Consider the following 16,563-nt stretch of genomic DNA (forward strand, 5'->3'; position numbering starts at 1 on the left):
GAGGCTTCCTTTTTCAACCTCATCAACTACAGTGAGTTTAAAAGCGAGGGAGTAATCGCGCTGAGTTCTTTTAGTTGCTGATTTCATAACACTCTCCAATTTTGGGGGTGGAAAGTGTCAACCTTATTTAGGACGGCACATCATAAAAGTAAAAAGGTCGACTCTTAGTCGACCTTTTTTATACTCTACGTATAGACGCAATCCAACCCTTCAGGGCGAGTTTTAAACCGCTTGTGCAGCCACATCCACGCTGGAATATCACGTTTTATCATTTTCTCAAGCTCTTGGTTCAAGATGCTTGCCGCTTTAATCGCATTACGTCTCTCGAAACGCTCGCTAATGTCTTTTCCAATGTACAGCGTGTAATGGTGATTTTTACTCACTGTAACGCCAGATATAACCGCGCACTTTGTTGCATCAATGAGAACACTAGACCCGACGGTACTCGCCGCTTGTTCAACAGCAAAAAACGGCGCAAAAACAGAATGGCTAACGCCATAATCATGGTCGGGCAAATACCAAAGTCGATGACCATTCTTCAGAACTTTGAGCATTGATTTCACGTCTTTTCGATCAATCATTTGATGTCCAAAACGAGTTCGACCTCGATGTTGAATAAACTCATAAGCTGGATTCGAATTTGGGCGATAAACGCCATAACCTTGGGCAAACTGGCTAAAAATACGAGCGGTTATCTCCAAGTTTAAATGGTGACTGCACACCACCAACACACCACGTCCATTCTTTTCCTCAGCGAGTAAACGATCTTTTCCAACAATAGAGGTTATCCGACGTATCCGCCAATCTGGCCAAAACCAAGCGATACCGGTTTCGATGATCGCCATTCCAGTATATTGAAAGTTTTTTCGTACTACGTCCTTACATTGCCAATCCGTAAAATCAGGGAAACACAGCTGGAGATTACGCAGAGCGATCTTGTGTCGGCGCTTCATTACATGCATCGCAATACAGCCGATGCTTCTACCTAAGATTCGCAATACTACGTATGGAAGTACATTAACAAGAATCGCTAAAGACCCAAATGCCAGCCATACAGACCAATATTTGGGCTTAAGTAACTGATAGGAGAAAGGCGGCGGCGGGACAATATTCATAGGATCACTCATTTATTACAAATGAGTGAAACCTACCATGATAAAAACCGAAAAATTGTATGGGTATGTATTGTTATGCACGCGAAAGAGCAGCGTGAATCGCCGCTCTTTGCTTTATGAGAATGGCTTAGCTTCTTAGCCCAATCCCTTTGGTTACTAAATAATGCGCAACGGCATACAGTGCAACAACAAACACTGCAAGTACACTAAATGAAGTGACAATGCCCACATCCGAGACACCTAAAAAGCCGTAACGGAACGCATTCACCATGTAGACGATTGGGTTGATCTTAGAAACGCCTTGCCAAAATTCAGGCAGCAGACTAATCGAATAAAAAACTCCTCCCAAGTAAGTTAAAGGAGTCAATACAAACGTAGGGATGATCGAAATATCGTCAAACGTTTTTGCGTAAACCGCATTGATCAAGCCACCGAGAGCAAATACCACCGACGTCATGAAGACAGTCGCGACAATAATGCCCCAGTGCTCCACTTGCAAATCAACGAACAAAAGTGACACACAAGTAACAATTGCACCGACCAACAAACCTCGAGTCACGCCGCCCATCACGTAGCCAGCAATAATCACATAGTTTGGTACCGGTGCCACCAGCAGTTCTTCAATGTTCTTCTGTAGCTTTGCACTAAAGAATGACGACGCCACGTTCGAGTATGAGTTAGTGATCACCGACATCATTATCAAACCTGGAACAATGTACTCCATGTAACTAAAGCCGCTCATCTCACCAATTCGAGAGCCAATAAGATTGCCGAAAATGATGAAGTACAACGTCATCGTAATGGCTGGCGGCACTAAGGTTTGCACCCAAATACGTGTAAAACGAGTGACTTCTTTGCTCAGCAAGCTGCGAAATGCCGTCCAATATAAACCGTACATTTAATTACTCCCCTCTCTTACAATGCTGACAAACAACTCTTCAAGTCGGTTGGCTTTGTTACGCATTGAGAGAACTTTAATGCCATGCTCTGTTAACTGACTGAATACCGAATTCAATCCTTGGCTTTTATCTAGTTCTATCTCTAAAGAGCCATCAACAATACTTTGTCGATTAACACCTTCAAGCTCAGGCACCTCGACTTCTGACTCAATATCCAAGATAAATGTCTCGACGCTTAGCTTACCTAGTAACGCCTTCATGGTGGTATTTTCAATCAGCTCACCACGATTAATAATGCCGATATTTCGACACAGCATCTCCGCTTCTTCTAGGTAGTGTGTCGTTAAAATAATCGTAATTCCTTGCTCTTGGTTGATCTCTTTCAGAAACCCCCACATTGAGCGGCGTAGTTCAATATCCACTCCAGCCGTTGGTTCATCTAAAATGAGTAATTGCGGCTCGTGCATCAAAGCTCTTGCGATCATTAAACGACGCTTCATCCCACCGGATAGGTTACGAGCACGCTCTTGGCGTTTTTCCCATAAATCCAATTTTTTCAGGTATTTTTCTGCTCTTTCTTTGGCTAATACTTTAGACACACCGTAATAGCCAGCTTGCTGCATCACAATTTGCTCAACGGTTTCAAACTGGTTGAAGTTGAACTCCTGTGGCACCAAGCCTAAATTCTGCTTGGCCAATTCGAGGTCGGTATCAATGTCATAACCGAAAACTTTCGTCGTTCCGGAGGTTTTATTCACTAAGGAGGAAATGATGCCAATCGTGGTCGATTTTCCTGCACCATTGGGACCCAGAAGCGCGTAGAAGTCACCCTTTTTCACTTGGAGACTTATACCTTTTAACGCCTCAAAGCCACCTGCATACGTCTTGCGCAGTTGTTCAATTTCTAATGCGTACATAAGGTCTTGATTGCCGTTTGTTTGTGATTACTAATACCGACTCATATTTAGCAGCGGTTTACTACAAAATCGCCTTGGGTATCGTATTGGAGGTCCATCAGTTTATCGTTGAATAACGATGATTACAAATAAACCTTTCGATAATATTGGAAATATAACCCTTACCTCGTAAAGGTTATCTCTGAGTAAGACAAAATAGAGCATAAAAAAACGCAACAGGACACTGTTGCGTTTTTAACTGTCAGAATGATTACGCCGTTATGCGCTGATACTGGTCTGCCTCAACATGTGCCACCGCCGCATTCAATGCTTCGTAACGGAATTGGTACATATTTTCATCAGGCACAAGGTCAATCACATGGAATTTCTCTAGCTGTTCTCGTGTTCGCTCATTCGGGCATAATAAATACACGGCACAATTGGCATCGAGAGCATCCTTAATCGCATTCTCTAACGCCAAACCGACGGTTACATCAATCATTGGTACATCCGTAAGATCGAGAATCATCACGTCATAGTCCGAAATACTAGAGTGCTGACGTGAAATGGCTTTAGAAACACTAAAGATCATCGGACCGGAAAGATAAAAGAACAGCACTTTACCATTAGCACGATCCAACAAACCACGCTCGCTGTCAGTCAACGGCACATCATCTTCATCCGCGTCGCTGATCGCTTTTACTTGTCGTGCCTGCTCTCGGCTCAAACGCTCGATGATGATAATGTTCGAGATAAAGACGCCTAAACCCACCGCAACGATAAGATCAACGAATACTGTAAGCAGCATAACGCCATACATCACCGCCATTCCGGAAAAGCTTACCTTATGTGCCCTTTGAATAAAGCTCCAGTCTAGGATGTTAAAGCCAACATACACCGCAATGCCTGCTAACACAGCCATCGGGATTGGCTCTGTTAGCCCACCAGCAACCAGTACAACCAACGCCAACATTAGTGCGCGAATCACACCAGATAATGGCGAACGAGCCCCAACTTGGATATTCGTTACCGTCCCCATGGTAGCTCCCGCCCCCGGCAGCGCACCAAACAAGCCAGAGATCATGTTAGCTAACCCTTGACCTCGCAGCTCTTTATCTGAGTCGTGTTCTTTACGAGTTAATGAGTCACCGATAACCGCCGTTAACAAAGTATCAATACAACCTAACGTGCCGAGCACTAATGCATCAATGACCATCTCGACAAACATATCTGTGTCAATATAAGGGGCGACGAGAGAAGGTAACCCAGCAGGAATTTCACCGATACGACGAATATCTTCTGTATCAAAGAGAATCACAGACAATAACGTTACCGCGACCAATGCCACGAGCTGTGCAGGAACGTATTTACGATATTGCTTAGGGAAGAAAAAAAGAATCCCCAAAGTCAGTAGTCCCAAAAACAACTCACTGAATTTAAGGTTAGAAATAGCCTCCGGCAAAGCAGATAACGTTCCGAGTACTCCCCCTGAAGGCGCAGCATGCCCCATCAAAGGCGATAACTGCAGAATGATAAGAATCACACCAATGCCAGACATAAACCCGGAAATAACGCTGTAAGGCATCAAGGTAACATATTTACCCAGTTTTAACGTCCCCAATAGGATTTGGAATGCGCCAGCCATCATGACAACCGTGAAAGTCATAGCCATGCCCGTTTCTGGGTATTTCGCCATCATACTGGTTAATACTGCGGTCATGATTACCGTCATTGGCCCTGTCGGTTCTGATATTAACGTATTAGAACCACCAAATAACGAGGCAAACAAACCGACCATTATTGCCCCCCAAAGGCCGGCCTCAGCACCGGCTCCGGATGCAACACCAAACGCTAACGCCAGAGGGAGAGAGATAATCGCCGTGGTTACCCCGCCAAATACATCCCCTTTGAAATTGATATCTTCAAAACGACTACCGAACACTGCTGATTTTCCCTGCATTCAATTTTAAAAAGTAAAATATCACTACTTTAACGAGCTAGGCGAAAATTTAAACCATAAATAGATTAAGGCTAAATTCACACCACAAATAGTTTCACCAGATTTTACTTTTTTCTTAATGAAAACTAGTCAGATGAGTCCTATCTGACGAATATTTAACGAGATCGAAATTGTAACATTGTGTATAGTTACAACACTGATCGCTTGCATGTGCACACAAACAGCGGCAGCGATTTTGTCTTTTAAGGGAAGTAGTTTGCAAAATGCCGGAAATAAAACAGTTATTTGAAAACAATTCGAAATGGTCTCAAGAGATCAAATCTGATCGACCTGAATACTTCGCAAAACTCGCAGAGGGTCAAAAGCCTGATTTTCTTTGGATTGGCTGCTCTGATAGCCGCGTTCCTGCCGAGCGACTAACCGGACTATACTCAGGTGAACTCTTTGTTCATCGGAATGTTGCAAACCAAGTTATCCATACTGATCTCAACTGTCTATCGGTCGTCCAGTACGCCGTAGACGTGCTTAAGGTGAAACACATCATTGTCTGTGGACACTATGGATGTGGTGGCGTAAACGCAGCCATTGATAACCCTAAGCTAGGTCTTATTAATAATTGGCTGTTACATATCAGAGATATCTATTTCAAACACCGCACTTACCTAGATCAAATGCCGCAACAAGATCGAGCGGATAAACTAGGCGAGCTTAATGTTGCAGAACAAGTGTACAACTTGGGTAACTCAACAATCCTGCAAAACGCTTGGGAGCGTGGGCAAGATGTTGAAATTCATGGTGTGGTATACGGAATTGAAGATGGTCGCTTAGAGTACTTAGGCATTCGTTCTAACTCTAAGGAAACCGTAGAAGCGTCTTACCAGAAAGCTCTTTCGACGATTCTAAATACAGACAACAAGCTGCTTTGTCGCTAAGTCATATCTAAAAGTTGAACAAAAAACGCCCATCTTGATTGGGCGTTTTTTTATTTTTAATGCTGAACTCAATGATTATTCTTGAGGTACAACTTTACCGATGTATGGTAAGTGGCGGTATTTCTGCGCGTAATCAATACCCACCCCAACGACAAATTCATCTGGAATTTCGAAACCAATCCAATCCACAGGAACATTCACTTCACGACGAGATGGCTTATCTAGGAGCGTACAAATAGCGATAGACTTCGGCTCACGTAGCGAAAGAATCTCACGGATTTTATTTAGTGTGTTACCAGTGTCAATGATGTCTTCAACAAGCAGAATGTCTTTACCTTTGATGTCATCATCCAAATCTTTCAAGATACGAACGTCACGTGAGCTTTCCATCGTATTGCCGTAGCTTGACGCAGTCATAAAATCAACTTGGTGAGTCAGTTCGATAGCACGTGCCAAGTCTGCCATAAATACAAATGAGCCACGCAATAAGCCTACCAACACAAGATCTTCACTACCTTGATAACGCTCTGTAATTTGTTTGCCTAATTCACGAACTCGCTCCTGAACTTCTTGCTCAGAAATCATGACTTCTATTGTATGTTTCATACTGTGCTCAATCTAAATTTGTGGGTTGAGGTAAGTCGCACGCAAACGATCACCTAATCTTACGGCGTGTAGTGTATCACCACGTTCATTGGGTTGAAAGTCACATCCTGTTGCCAAAAAATCTTGGAAGAAGGTCTTAGTTTTATAAAGTTCATAGCTAAATTTATCAATAATAATGACATTACTGTATATAAATTGTTCTACAGATGTTGACCTTGTGCATATGCACCATTACACTCATCACTGCTTTAAGCAACTATTAAAATAATCAATTAGGGGGTTACCCCCAATATCAACTCAAATGGCAAGGAAAATGGATATGGACTCAATTGCAAAGAGACCTAGAACTAGGCTTTCTCCAATTAAGCGTAAGCAACAGTTAATGGAAATCGCATTGGAAGTATTTGCGCGCCGCGGCATCGGTCGTGGTGGTCACGCAGATATCGCAGAAATTGCTCAAGTTTCTGTAGCGACTGTTTTTAACTACTTCCCTACACGCGAAGACTTGGTGGATGAAGTTCTCAATCACGTCGTACGTCAGTTCTCAAACTTCCTATCGGATAACATAGACCTAGACTTACATGCACGTGAAAACATCGCCAATATTACTAATGCGATGATCGAGCTTGTCAGCCAAGATTGTCACTGGCTAAAAGTATGGTTCGAGTGGAGTGCTTCAACACGTGACGAAGTATGGCCATTGTTTGTTTCAACTAACCGTACTAACCAGTTGCTGGTACAAAACATGTTCATTAAAGCAATTGAACGTGGCGAAGTGTGTGACCAGCACGATTCAGAACACTTGGCAAACCTGTTCCACGGTATTTGTTACTCACTGTTTGTCCAAGCGAACCGCGCTAAAGGTGAAGCGGAGCTGAAACATCTAGTGAATTCATACTTAGATATGCTTTGCATTTACAACCGTGAACACTAAAGCTTAGCTCGTAATATATGTCAGCCCACCGTTTGGTGGGCTTTTTATTGTCTGCTGTCAGCTAAGCACACATTTATATTTCTATATAACAAGCATAAAAAAACCGCTGCAATGCAGCGGCTTCTATCATTCAGTCAGAAAAAGCTTACTTCTTCTTAACTGCTTTTTTGTTTGGCAGGTCAGTGATTGAACCTTCAAATACTTCAGCAGCCAGACCTACAGACTCGTGTAGAGTTGGGTGAGCGTGGATAGTCAGAGCGATATCTTCTGCATCACAGCCCATCTCAATTGCAAGGCCGATTTCACCAAGTAGTTCACCACCGTTAGTACCAACGATAGCACCACCGATTACGCGGTGAGTTTCTTTGTCGAAGATTAGCTTAGTCATACCGTCTGCACAGTCAGATGCGATTGCACGACCTGATGCTGCCCATGGGAATGTTGCTACTTCGTACTTGATGCCTTCTTCTTTCGCTTCTTTTTCAGTCTTACCAACCCAAGCCACTTCTGGCTCAGTGTACGCAATTGAAGGGATAACTTTAGGGTCGAAGTAGTGCTTCTTACCAGAGATAACTTCAGCAGCTACGTGACCTTCATGCACACCTTTGTGAGCAAGCATTGGTTGACCAACGATATCACCGATCGCGAAGATGTGAGGAACGTTAGTACGCATTTGCTTATCAACGTTGATGAAGCCGCGCTCGTCAATTTCTAGACCCGCTTTTTCACCGTCGATTAGCTTACCATTTGGTACACGACCGATAGCAACTAGAACCGCATCGTAACGCTCAGCTTCAGCTGGCGCTTTCTTGCCTTCCATTGAAACGTAGATACCGTCTTCTTTTGCTTCAACTGCTGTTACTTTCGTTTCTAGCATTAGCTTGAACTTGTCTTTGATACGCTTAGTAAATACTTTCACGATATCTTTGTCTGCTGCAGGAATTACCTGGTCAAACATTTCAACAACTTCAACTTTAGAACCTAGAGAGTGGTAAACCGTACCCATTTCTAGACCGATGATACCACCGCCCATGATAAGCAGTTTTTCTGGCACTTCTTTTAGTTCAAGAGCGTCAGTAGAGTCCCAAATACGTGGGTCTTCATGCGGGATAAATGGCAGTTTGATTGGACGAGAACCAGCCGCAACGATTGCGTTGTCAAAGTTAACAACTGTTGGCTCACCTTCGCCTTCTACAAGGATAGAGTTAGGGCCAGTGAACTTACCGTAACCGTTAACTACTGTTACGTTACGCATCTTAGCCATACCGCTTAGGCCGCCAGTTAGTTGGTTAACAACTTTTTCTTTCCAGATGCGGATTTTGCTGATGTCTGTTTGAGGCTCACCGAACACAACGCCGTGGTCAGCCATCGCTTTCGCTTCTTCAATTACTTTAGAAACGTGAAGCAGTGCTTTAGATGGGATACACCCCACGTTCAGACATACACCGCCAAGCGTGCTGTAACGTTCAACTAGTACAGTTTCAAGACCTAAGTCCGCACAACGGAATGCAGCGGAGTAACCAGCAGGACCAGAACCAAGTACAACAACTTGGGCTTTAATTTCTTTGCTCATTTTGACCTCTTGTAGTCATTATCCCTAACAGGCTGAGTGGGTATCGATTTTTTATGTTTAAGAGAGATTTGTTTTAAACAGTTATTTTCAGACCGCTAACAGTTTACAGAGATGTTAATGGTGTGAAAAGTAAATCAATTTAGCCTGTGAGCTAGACAACAATTCGATTGTGAAAACCCTGAACGAAGCAAGGCTGATAACCAAATTGTCGGTAATTATGATTAGCAGAGGCGGCTAAGTTGCCGCCTCTCATTCATCTAATTTCTATTACAGAACTAGACGACGAATGTCAGATAGACATGAGTTTAGGTAAGTGATGAAGCGCGCACCTTCAGCACCATCGATCACACGGTGGTCGTATGATAGAGACAGTGGAAGTTGTAGACGCGGTTCGAACTCTTTACCGTTCCATACCGGTTTCATTTCTGACTTAGACACACCTAGGATACCAACTTCTGGTGCGTTTACGATTGGAGTAAACGCTGTACCGCCGATACCGCCTAGGCTAGAGATAGTGAAACAGCCACCTTGCATGTCAGCCGCAGTTAGCTTACCAGCACGTGCTTTCTTAGAAACCGCCATTAGCTCTTCAGATAGCTCGTAGATGCCTTTCTTGTTCACGTCTTTAAATACAGGAACAACTAGACCGTTTGGTGTATCTACCGCGATACCAACATTCACGTATTTCTTCAGAATTAGGCTCTCACCGTCTTCTGATAGAGAAGAGTTGAACGCTGGGAACGCTTCAAGCGCTTTAGCTACCGCTTTCATGATGAACACAAGTGGTGTGATCTTCATGCCAGTGTCTTTCTTCGCTTCAATCGCGTTTTGCTCTTTACGGAATGCTTCAAGAGCCGTGATGTCTGCGTTATCCCACTGTGTAACGTGCGGGATCATTACCCAGTTACGGTGTAGGTTTGCGCCAGAGATCTTCTTAATGCGAGATAGCGGTTGAACTTCTGTCTCACCAAACTTGCTGAAGTCCACTTTTGGCCATGGTAGTAGACCAAGAGCCGCGCCGTCGCCTTTGCCAGATGCTGCTGCACCTGCGCCAGACTCAAGACGCTTAAGTGCATCTTTCACGTAAGCTTGAACGTCTTCTTTTAGGATACGGCTCTTACGACCAGAACCTTTAACCTTAGAAAGATTAACGCCAAATTCACGCGCTAGACGACGAACAACTGGAGACGCGTGAGCGTACTCATCGTTTTCTTTGAAATCGCCAGTCGCTGCTGGAGCTGCTGCCGCCGGAGCTTCTGCTTTAGGAGCCGGAGCTGCAGGTGCTGCCGCTTGAGCTGGAGCTGGAGCTGTTGCAGGAGCAGGTGCTGCACCCGCCACTTCGAATACCATGATTAGTGAGCCAGTAGACACTTTGTCGCCAGCTGCAATCTTGATTTCTTTAACTGTGCCAGCGAATGGTGCAGGAACTTCCATAGAAGCTTTGTCACCTTCAACAGTGATTAGAGATTGCTCTTCTTCCACTGTGTCGCCAACCGCAACCATGATCTCAGTAACTTCAACTTCGTCGCCGCCGATATCTGGAACGTTCACTTCTTTTGCCGCAGACGCTGCTGGAGCTGCTGCCGCAGGAGCTTCAGCTGCCGCTGGTGCTGCTGGAGCGCCTGAACCTGCTGTTTCGAATACCATGATAAGTGAGCCAGTCGATACTTTATCGCCTGCTGCAACTTTGATCTCTTTTAGAGTACCTGCGAATGGCGCTGGAACTTCCATAGAAGCTTTGTCGCCTTCAACAGTTAGAAGAGATTGCTCTTCTTCGATGCTGTCGCCAACGGCAACCATGATTTCAGTAACTTCTACTTCATCACCACCGATGTCTGGTACGTGAACTTCTTTTAGTTCTGCCGCTGCTGCTGGAGCTGGAGCTGCTGCTGGAGCTGCTTCTGCCGCAGGAGCAGGTGCAGCGTCAGCTGCACCCTCGGCTTCGAAAATCATGATTAGAGAACCAGTAGAAACCTTGTCGCCTTCTGCAACTTTGATTTCTTTAACGATACCCGCTTGAGAAGCAGGAACTTCCATAGAAGCTTTATCGCCTTCAACTGTGATCAGAGACTGCTCTTCTTCAACCTTGTCGCCAACGCTTACAAGAATCTCAGTAACTTCAACCTCATCCGCACCGATGTCTGGTACATTAATTTCGATTGCCATTTCTTATCTACCTTCTTAATTAAGCGTATAGCGGGTTTGTTTTCTCTGTGTCGATGTCGAATTTCTTAATTGCTTCTGCAACTACAGATTTCTCAACTTCGCCACGTTTCGCTAGTTCAGTTAGCGCTGCTACTACTACGTAACCTGCGTTCACTTCGAAGTGACGACGTAGGTTTTCACGGCTGTCTGAACGACCGAAGCCATCAGTACCAAGAACTTTGAAAGACTCAGCAGGAATGTATGCACGAACCTGCTCTGCGTAGTTCTTCATGTAGTCAGTTGCTGCGATAGCAGGTTCAGTACCCATTACTGTTTGGATGTAGGGTACTTTCGCTTCCGCTTCTGGGTGAAGCATGTTGAAACGCTCTGCATCTTGGCCATCGCGAGTTAGTTCGTTGAATGACGTTACAGAGTAAACATCAGAAGCAACACCGTAATCTTCGCTTAGGATTTGAGCTGCTTTACGTACTTCATTCATGATAGTACCAGAACTCATTAGCTGAACTTTCGCTTTGTCGCCCGTGTAAGTTTCTAGCTTGTAGATACCTTTACGGATGCCTTCTTCAGCGCCTTCTGGCATTGCTGGCATTGCGTAGTTTTCGTTCATTAGCGTTAGGTAGTAGAACACGTTTTCTTGTTCTGGACCGTACATGCGACGGATACCGTCTTGCATGATTACAGCTACTTCGTACGCGAACGTTGGGTCGTAAGAAATACAGTTAGGAACCGTACCCGCCAAAATGTGCGAGTGGCCGTCTTCGTGCTGTAGACCTTCACCGTTCAACGTTGTACGACCCGCAGTTGCACCTAGTAGGAAACCACGTGCTTGTTGGTCACCAGCCATCCACGCCATGTCGCCAACACGTTGGAAGCCGAACATTGAGTAGTAGATGTAGAACGGAATCATTGGTAGGTCGTTTGTCGAGTATGAAGTCGCAGCAGCAACCCATGAAGACATAGCACCTAGCTCGTTGATACCTTCTTGTAGAACCTGACCTGAAGTCGCTTCTTTGTAGTAAGAAACAACGCCACGGTCTTCTGGTGTGTATGTTTGGCCGTGCGGGTTGTAGATACCGATTTGACGGAACAGACCTTCCATACCGAATGTACGTGCTTCGTCAGCAATGATAGGAACGATGTTCTTACCAATGTTCTTGTTCTTAAGTAGAACGTTTAGTGCACGTACGAATGCCATAGTAGAAGATATATCACGCTTCTGTTCTTCTAGTAGTGGCTTGAATTCTTCTAGCTCAGGAACGATGAATTCTTGAGTGAATTTTGGTAGACGCTGTGGCGTGTAGCCGTGTAGCGCTTTACGACGAGCGTGTAGGTATTCGTACTCTTTTGAACCTTCTTCAAGTTTCAGGTACGGAAGTTCTTTCACTGCTTCGTCAGTTAGGATGTCTTGAAGACCTAGACGATCACGTAGGTGTAGTACGTGAGTCATGTCCATCTTCTTAACTTGGTGCGCGATGTTCTTACCTTCAGCCGCTTCACCCATGCCGTAACCTTTAACAGTCTTAGCTAGGATTACTGTTGGACGACCTTTAGTTTCTGCCGCGTTTTTGTATGCCGCGTATAGCTTAGAAGACTCGTGACCACCACGCTTAAGTGCGAAGATTTCGTCATCAGTCATGTCAGCAACAAGTGCAGCTGTCTCTGGGTACTTACCAAAGAAGTGCTCACGTACGTACGCGCCATCTTTTGATTTGAATGTTTGGTAGTCGCCGTCGATCGTTTCATTCATAAGCTGTAGAAGCTTACCAGTCGTATCTTTAGCTAGTAGTGAATCCCAGTTGTTACCCCAGATTACTTTCACTACGTTCCAACCAGCACCTTTGAACAGACCTTCAAGTTCTTGAATGATCTTACCGTTACCCATTACAGGGCCATCTAGACGCTGTAGGTTACAGTTGATTAGGAAGCATAGGTTATCTAGTTTCTCACGCGCAGCAAAAGAGATAGCACCACGTGATTCTGGCTCATCCATCTCACCGTCACCTAGGAACGCGTAAACGCGCTGCTCTGAAGTATCTTTAAGACCACGGCCTTCTAGGTACTTAAGGAAACGAGCTTGGTAGATAGAAGCGATTGGACCTAGGCCCATCGATACTGTCGGGAACTGCCAGAATTCAGGCATCAGTTTAGGGTGCGGGTATGAAGGAATACCTTTGCCGTCTACTTCTTGACGGAAGTTGTCTAGCTGCTCTTCAGTTAGACGACCTTCAACGAATGCACGTGAGTAGATACCTGGTGAAATGTGACCTTGGTAGTAAACTAGGTCGCCACCATCCTTCTCGTTTGGTGCACGGAAGAAGTGGTTGAAACATGTCTCGTAGAACGCAGCAGAAGACTGGAAAGACGCCATGTGGCCGCCTAGCTCTAGGTCTTTCTTAGATGCACGTAGAACGATCATGATAGCGTTCCAACGAATAATTGAGCGAATACGACGCTCAAGTGTTGTGTCACCTGGGTATGCTGGTTCTTGGTCTGCAGGAATCGTGTTGATGTAGTTAGTTGTGATACCTGTTGGCATATCAACACCGTCTAGACGTGCTTTATCTAGAACTTGCTCTAATAGGAATTGAGCACGCTCTAGACCTTCTTCACGTACAACTGACTCAAGCGCTTGTAGCCATTCTTGAGTTTCCAGTGCATCTACGTCATGCTTCATATCAGACATGGCGATCTATCCTTCTGTTGGTTGGATCTACTTATTTAAGTAACGCTCTTACGAGTCGTTACCCTGCTGAATTCGACGTAGAGAACGCTCTCGTCGAGACTCTTCTCGAGTCAAATCCAACAATGTTTCTTCGATGTAAGCCAAGTGCGAGTGGGACATTTCTCGCGCCTTTTCAGGCTGACCAGAAACAATCGCATCCACGATATTGGCTCGGTGTTTACTGACTTTCTCGACCGCTTCTGGGCGGCGACGTAGTAATTTAAAATTTTGTAGAATATTTTGCTCAAGCAAAGGCGCTAAGCTTCGAACAATGTGCAACAGAACCACGTTGTGCGCGGCTTCTGTCAAAGCGATCAAAAATTGCATCACTTCCGCAGATTCAGCTTCGATATCGTTGTTTGCTTGCTCTTGGCTAATGCGCTCAAGGCAACCTTGAATACGCGCAAAATCTTCTTCGGTACCACGTAAAGCTGCAAAGTAGGCTGAAATTCCTTCCATCGCATGACGAGACTCAAGCACATCAAGCTGGGTTTCAGAATGACTAGACAACAAATTCAACAAGGGATCTGAAAAGCTCTTCCAGATATTTTCACTTACGAATGTTCCGCCACCTTGGCGACGAGTCAACAAACGCTTCGCTTCCAAGCGTTGAATGGCTTCTCGGACTGAAGGACGAGACACATCGAACTGTTTTGCCAGTTCACGCTCTGGAGGCAGTTGTTGCCCCGGAGACAATGTTCCTTCCACTATCAACCTTTCTAACTCTTGTTCTATAACATCAGAGAGTTTTGGCTGACGAATCCTTTGATAAGCCATAATTTATTGTTCTTCTACTCTTGCAGGTAATTGGTAATACCAATTTTAAGTTGGTGCAGAAATTAACATAATTAAAACGCCACTGTCCAGCCGAAAATTGACCTAAATCATAGAACGAGCTTACTTCCAACACTCTGATAACAATCGACTGTTAAAACAGCAATAGAATTGGTATGACCAATTACATAAAGCATACAAATGGGAAGTCGACGTGCTAGCAGTTTTGGAAAAGAAATACAGAAAATGACAAAATTATCAGTCTATTTATTCACCAAAACGGCATGTGCGAGCGTAAAAATGTAGTTAACTTTTAACAATCATTAATATTTCTGGTATCAAAAAAAGGCATACCTGATCGTATGCCTTATTTATTTCGCTTTTTTGAATTTACACTTTCGCTACAAATCAACGCTGTATAAGCAGTCTATATTTCACCCAATCAAAGCTTAGACCAGGATCGCTTTTTCTCAAGGGCGCAATATATTGATGACCGGTAATTCGTGGCGGGGTGATTTGAGGATAAGACTGCATAATCACCTCAGTGATCTCTGCAAGTGATTGATATTGCGCTTCTGTGTAGGCAGTAAATTCTGTCCCTTCAAGCTCGATACCAATGGAATAGTCATTACAACGCTCCCTGCCCGCGAAACTGGATTGACCGGCATGCCATGCTCTATCGAGAAAAGAAACAAATTGAACAACCTCGCCGTTTCTCTTAATCAAGCAATGTGCAGAAACGCCCATTTTGTGAATAACTTCAAAAAATGGATGTTCATTTGGGTCTAGCTTGCCAGTGAAGAAGTCCTCTATATATGGTCCACCAAACTGCCCAGGAGGCAAACTGATATTGTGTACCACCAGCAGAGAGATGTCGTTTACATCAGAGCGGGCATCAAAAAATGGTGACGGAACATGCTTTGCTTGTGTCAGCCAGCCATTCTCGATAATTGGGCGCATATCAACCTCTCTACTTTGCAAATTAACTGCTGAAATTATTGACACCGGAGAGTATCATTCGTTGCCATCTCCCTTTCAAGACAAGATTTGCGATGAAGAACACACACAACATTCAAGAACGCCTAGAATACCTTAAACAACAACTCCCTTTAGAGATCACTCGCTCTGTCGCTGATACCTTAAAAGAAGATCTAGGTGGCAGTGTCGACGCAGATAACGACATTACTGCATCTTTGATCCCTGACGATGCGGTTAATACCGCAACGATTATTACTCGTGAGCATGGTGTGTTCTGTGGTCAAGCATGGGCTGATGAAGTTTTTAAACAGCTCGGTGGCAAGGTCAGCATTGAATGGCACGTAAAGGACGGCGATAAAGTCGAACCTAACCAAACCCTTTGCACGCTGACAGGCCCTGCTCGTGACTTGTTGACTGGTGAGCGTAACGCAATGAACTTCATCCAAACGCTGTCTGGCTGCGCAACAGTTACCGCAGAGTACGCTGAAAAAATCGCGCATACTGAGTGTCGTCTACTCGACACACGCAAAACCATTCCTGGTCTGCGTAGCGCACTAAAATACGCCGTGACGTGTGGTGGTGGCTTTAACCATCGCATCGGCGTGTTCGACGCTTACCTCATTAAAGAAAACCACATTATTGCTTGTGGTGGCATCACTCAAGCCATCCAAAAAGCGAAAGAGCTTAACCCAGGCAAACCGGTAGAAGTCGAAACGGAAAGCTTAGAAGAGTTGAAACAAGCGATAGAGGCTGGTGCCGACATCATCATGCTCGATAACTTCACAAAAGAAATGATGCGTGAAGCCGTAGCGATTAACGCAGGTCGTGCCGCTTTAGAGAACTCCGGCAACATTACGCTAGAGACCATCGCAGAATACGCAGAAACCGGTGTCGATTACATTTCGGTAGGCGCGTTGACTAAGAATCTAAAAGCGATGGATCTTTCGATGCGCTTCAAATAATAAAAGCAACACAATCTCAATTACTTCAACTAACTCAGTGAGTTGT

13 protein-coding genes are annotated in these 16,563 nt (G+C 44.6%); 3 read left to right on the top strand and 10 right to left on the bottom strand.

What is annotated here, in order from left to right:
- Nucleotides 1–185 precede the first annotated feature (185 nt).
- The 4 genes from R7R78_RS17585 to R7R78_RS17600 all read right to left on the bottom strand — a co-directional run bounded on the left by R7R78_RS17585 (nt 186) and on the right by R7R78_RS17600 (nt 4,852).
- Nucleotides 186–1,115 (bottom strand): Kdo(2)-lipid IV(A) acyltransferase, encoded by a 930-nt coding sequence (locus R7R78_RS17585; protein WP_213894046.1) that lies wholly within the window; start codon nt 1,113–1,115, stop codon nt 186–188.
- Nucleotides 1,116–1,242: 127 nt separating this feature from the next.
- Nucleotides 1,243–2,013: an ABC transporter permease gene (locus R7R78_RS17590; protein WP_225474064.1), complete on the bottom strand. Its 771-nt coding sequence runs from the start codon at nt 2,011–2,013 to the stop codon at nt 1,243–1,245.
- A complete protein-coding gene (locus R7R78_RS17595) occupies nt 2,014–2,931 on the bottom strand; it encodes an ABC transporter ATP-binding protein (RefSeq protein WP_005380000.1) in 918 nt (305 codons plus the stop codon).
- 250 nt (nt 2,932–3,181) lie between these two features.
- The gene (locus R7R78_RS17600) at nt 3,182–4,852 is read right to left on the bottom strand and encodes a SulP family inorganic anion transporter (protein ID WP_225474065.1); all 1,671 of its coding nucleotides are present in this window, start codon (nt 4,850–4,852) and stop codon (nt 3,182–3,184) included.
- A gap of 281 nt (nt 4,853–5,133) precedes the next feature.
- On the opposite strand from R7R78_RS17600, the gene can reads away from it, so the two are divergent.
- Nucleotides 5,134–5,802: a carbonate dehydratase gene (gene can / locus R7R78_RS17605; RefSeq protein WP_005379996.1), complete on the top strand. Its 669-nt coding sequence runs from the start codon at nt 5,134–5,136 to the stop codon at nt 5,800–5,802.
- 75 nt (nt 5,803–5,877) lie between these two features.
- Here the strand turns inward: can and hpt are convergent, their stop codons facing one another.
- Nucleotides 5,878–6,408: a hypoxanthine phosphoribosyltransferase gene (gene hpt / locus R7R78_RS17610; RefSeq protein WP_005379995.1), complete on the bottom strand. Its 531-nt coding sequence runs from the start codon at nt 6,406–6,408 to the stop codon at nt 5,878–5,880.
- Nucleotides 6,409–6,727: 319 nt separating this feature from the next.
- On the opposite strand from hpt, the gene opaR reads away from it, so the two are divergent.
- Nucleotides 6,728–7,342, top strand: a complete 615-nt coding sequence (gene opaR, locus R7R78_RS17615) for a transcriptional regulator OpaR (RefSeq protein WP_005379994.1) — start codon at nt 6,728–6,730, stop codon at nt 7,340–7,342.
- Between the two features lie 145 nt (nt 7,343–7,487).
- On the opposite strand, the gene lpdA is transcribed toward opaR, so the two are convergent.
- The 5 genes from lpdA to ampD all read right to left on the bottom strand — a co-directional run bounded on the left by lpdA (nt 7,488) and on the right by ampD (nt 15,537).
- Nucleotides 7,488–8,915 carry a dihydrolipoyl dehydrogenase gene (gene lpdA, locus R7R78_RS17620; protein ID WP_005379993.1) on the bottom strand — a complete coding sequence of 476 codons (1,428 nt, stop codon included), beginning with the start codon at nt 8,913–8,915 and terminating at the stop codon, nt 7,488–7,490.
- A 267-nt stretch (nt 8,916–9,182) separates the two neighbouring features.
- Complete coding sequence (aceF, locus tag R7R78_RS17625; protein ID WP_225474066.1) at nt 9,183–11,081, bottom strand: pyruvate dehydrogenase complex dihydrolipoyllysine-residue acetyltransferase; 1,899 nt, start codon at nt 11,079–11,081, stop codon at nt 9,183–9,185.
- 19 nt (nt 11,082–11,100) lie between these two features.
- Complete coding sequence (aceE, locus tag R7R78_RS17630; protein ID WP_005386612.1) at nt 11,101–13,764, bottom strand: pyruvate dehydrogenase (acetyl-transferring), homodimeric type; 2,664 nt, start codon at nt 13,762–13,764, stop codon at nt 11,101–11,103.
- A gap of 48 nt (nt 13,765–13,812) precedes the next feature.
- Nucleotides 13,813–14,580, bottom strand: coding sequence for a pyruvate dehydrogenase complex transcriptional repressor PdhR (gene pdhR, locus R7R78_RS17635; protein WP_005379989.1), 768 nt, complete (start codon nt 14,578–14,580; stop codon nt 13,813–13,815).
- Nucleotides 14,581–14,985: 405 nt separating this feature from the next.
- On the bottom strand, nt 14,986–15,537 hold the full coding sequence (gene ampD, locus R7R78_RS17640; RefSeq protein WP_005386614.1) for a 1,6-anhydro-N-acetylmuramyl-L-alanine amidase AmpD: 552 nt from the start codon (nt 15,535–15,537) through the stop codon (nt 14,986–14,988).
- Between the two features lie 92 nt (nt 15,538–15,629).
- Between ampD and nadC the strand changes: the two genes are divergently transcribed.
- Complete coding sequence (nadC, locus tag R7R78_RS17645) at nt 15,630–16,517, top strand: carboxylating nicotinate-nucleotide diphosphorylase (RefSeq protein ID WP_225474067.1); 888 nt, start codon at nt 15,630–15,632, stop codon at nt 16,515–16,517.
- The last annotated feature ends 46 nt before the right edge of the window (nt 16,518–16,563 follow it).

It is taken from the genome of Vibrio sp. 2134-1, from assembly GCF_033339495.1.

Coding starts and splice junctions, on each gene's coding strand:
- R7R78_RS17585 (WP_213894046.1), bottom strand. CDS start 1,115: ATGAATATTGTCCCGCCGCCGCCTTTCTCCTATCAGTTACTTAAGCCC.
- R7R78_RS17590 (WP_225474064.1), bottom strand. CDS start 2,013: ATGTACGGTTTATATTGGACGGCATTTCGCAGCTTGCTGAGCAAAGAA.
- R7R78_RS17595 (WP_005380000.1), bottom strand. CDS start 2,931: ATGTACGCATTAGAAATTGAACAACTGCGCAAGACGTATGCAGGTGGC.
- can (WP_005379996.1), top strand. CDS start 5,134: ATGCCGGAAATAAAACAGTTATTTGAAAACAATTCGAAATGGTCTCAA.
- hpt (WP_005379995.1), bottom strand. CDS start 6,408: ATGAAACATACAATAGAAGTCATGATTTCTGAGCAAGAAGTTCAGGAG.
- opaR (WP_005379994.1), top strand. CDS start 6,728: ATGGACTCAATTGCAAAGAGACCTAGAACTAGGCTTTCTCCAATTAAG.
- lpdA (WP_005379993.1), bottom strand. CDS start 8,915: ATGAGCAAAGAAATTAAAGCCCAAGTTGTTGTACTTGGTTCTGGTCCT.
- aceF (WP_225474066.1), bottom strand. CDS start 11,081: ATGGCAATCGAAATTAATGTACCAGACATCGGTGCGGATGAGGTTGAA.
- aceE (WP_005386612.1), bottom strand. CDS start 13,764: ATGTCTGATATGAAGCATGACGTAGATGCACTGGAAACTCAAGAATGG.
- pdhR (WP_005379989.1), bottom strand. CDS start 14,580: ATGGCTTATCAAAGGATTCGTCAGCCAAAACTCTCTGATGTTATAGAA.
- ampD (WP_005386614.1), bottom strand. CDS start 15,537: ATGCGCCCAATTATCGAGAATGGCTGGCTGACACAAGCAAAGCATGTT.
- nadC (WP_225474067.1), top strand. CDS start 15,630: ATGAAGAACACACACAACATTCAAGAACGCCTAGAATACCTTAAACAA.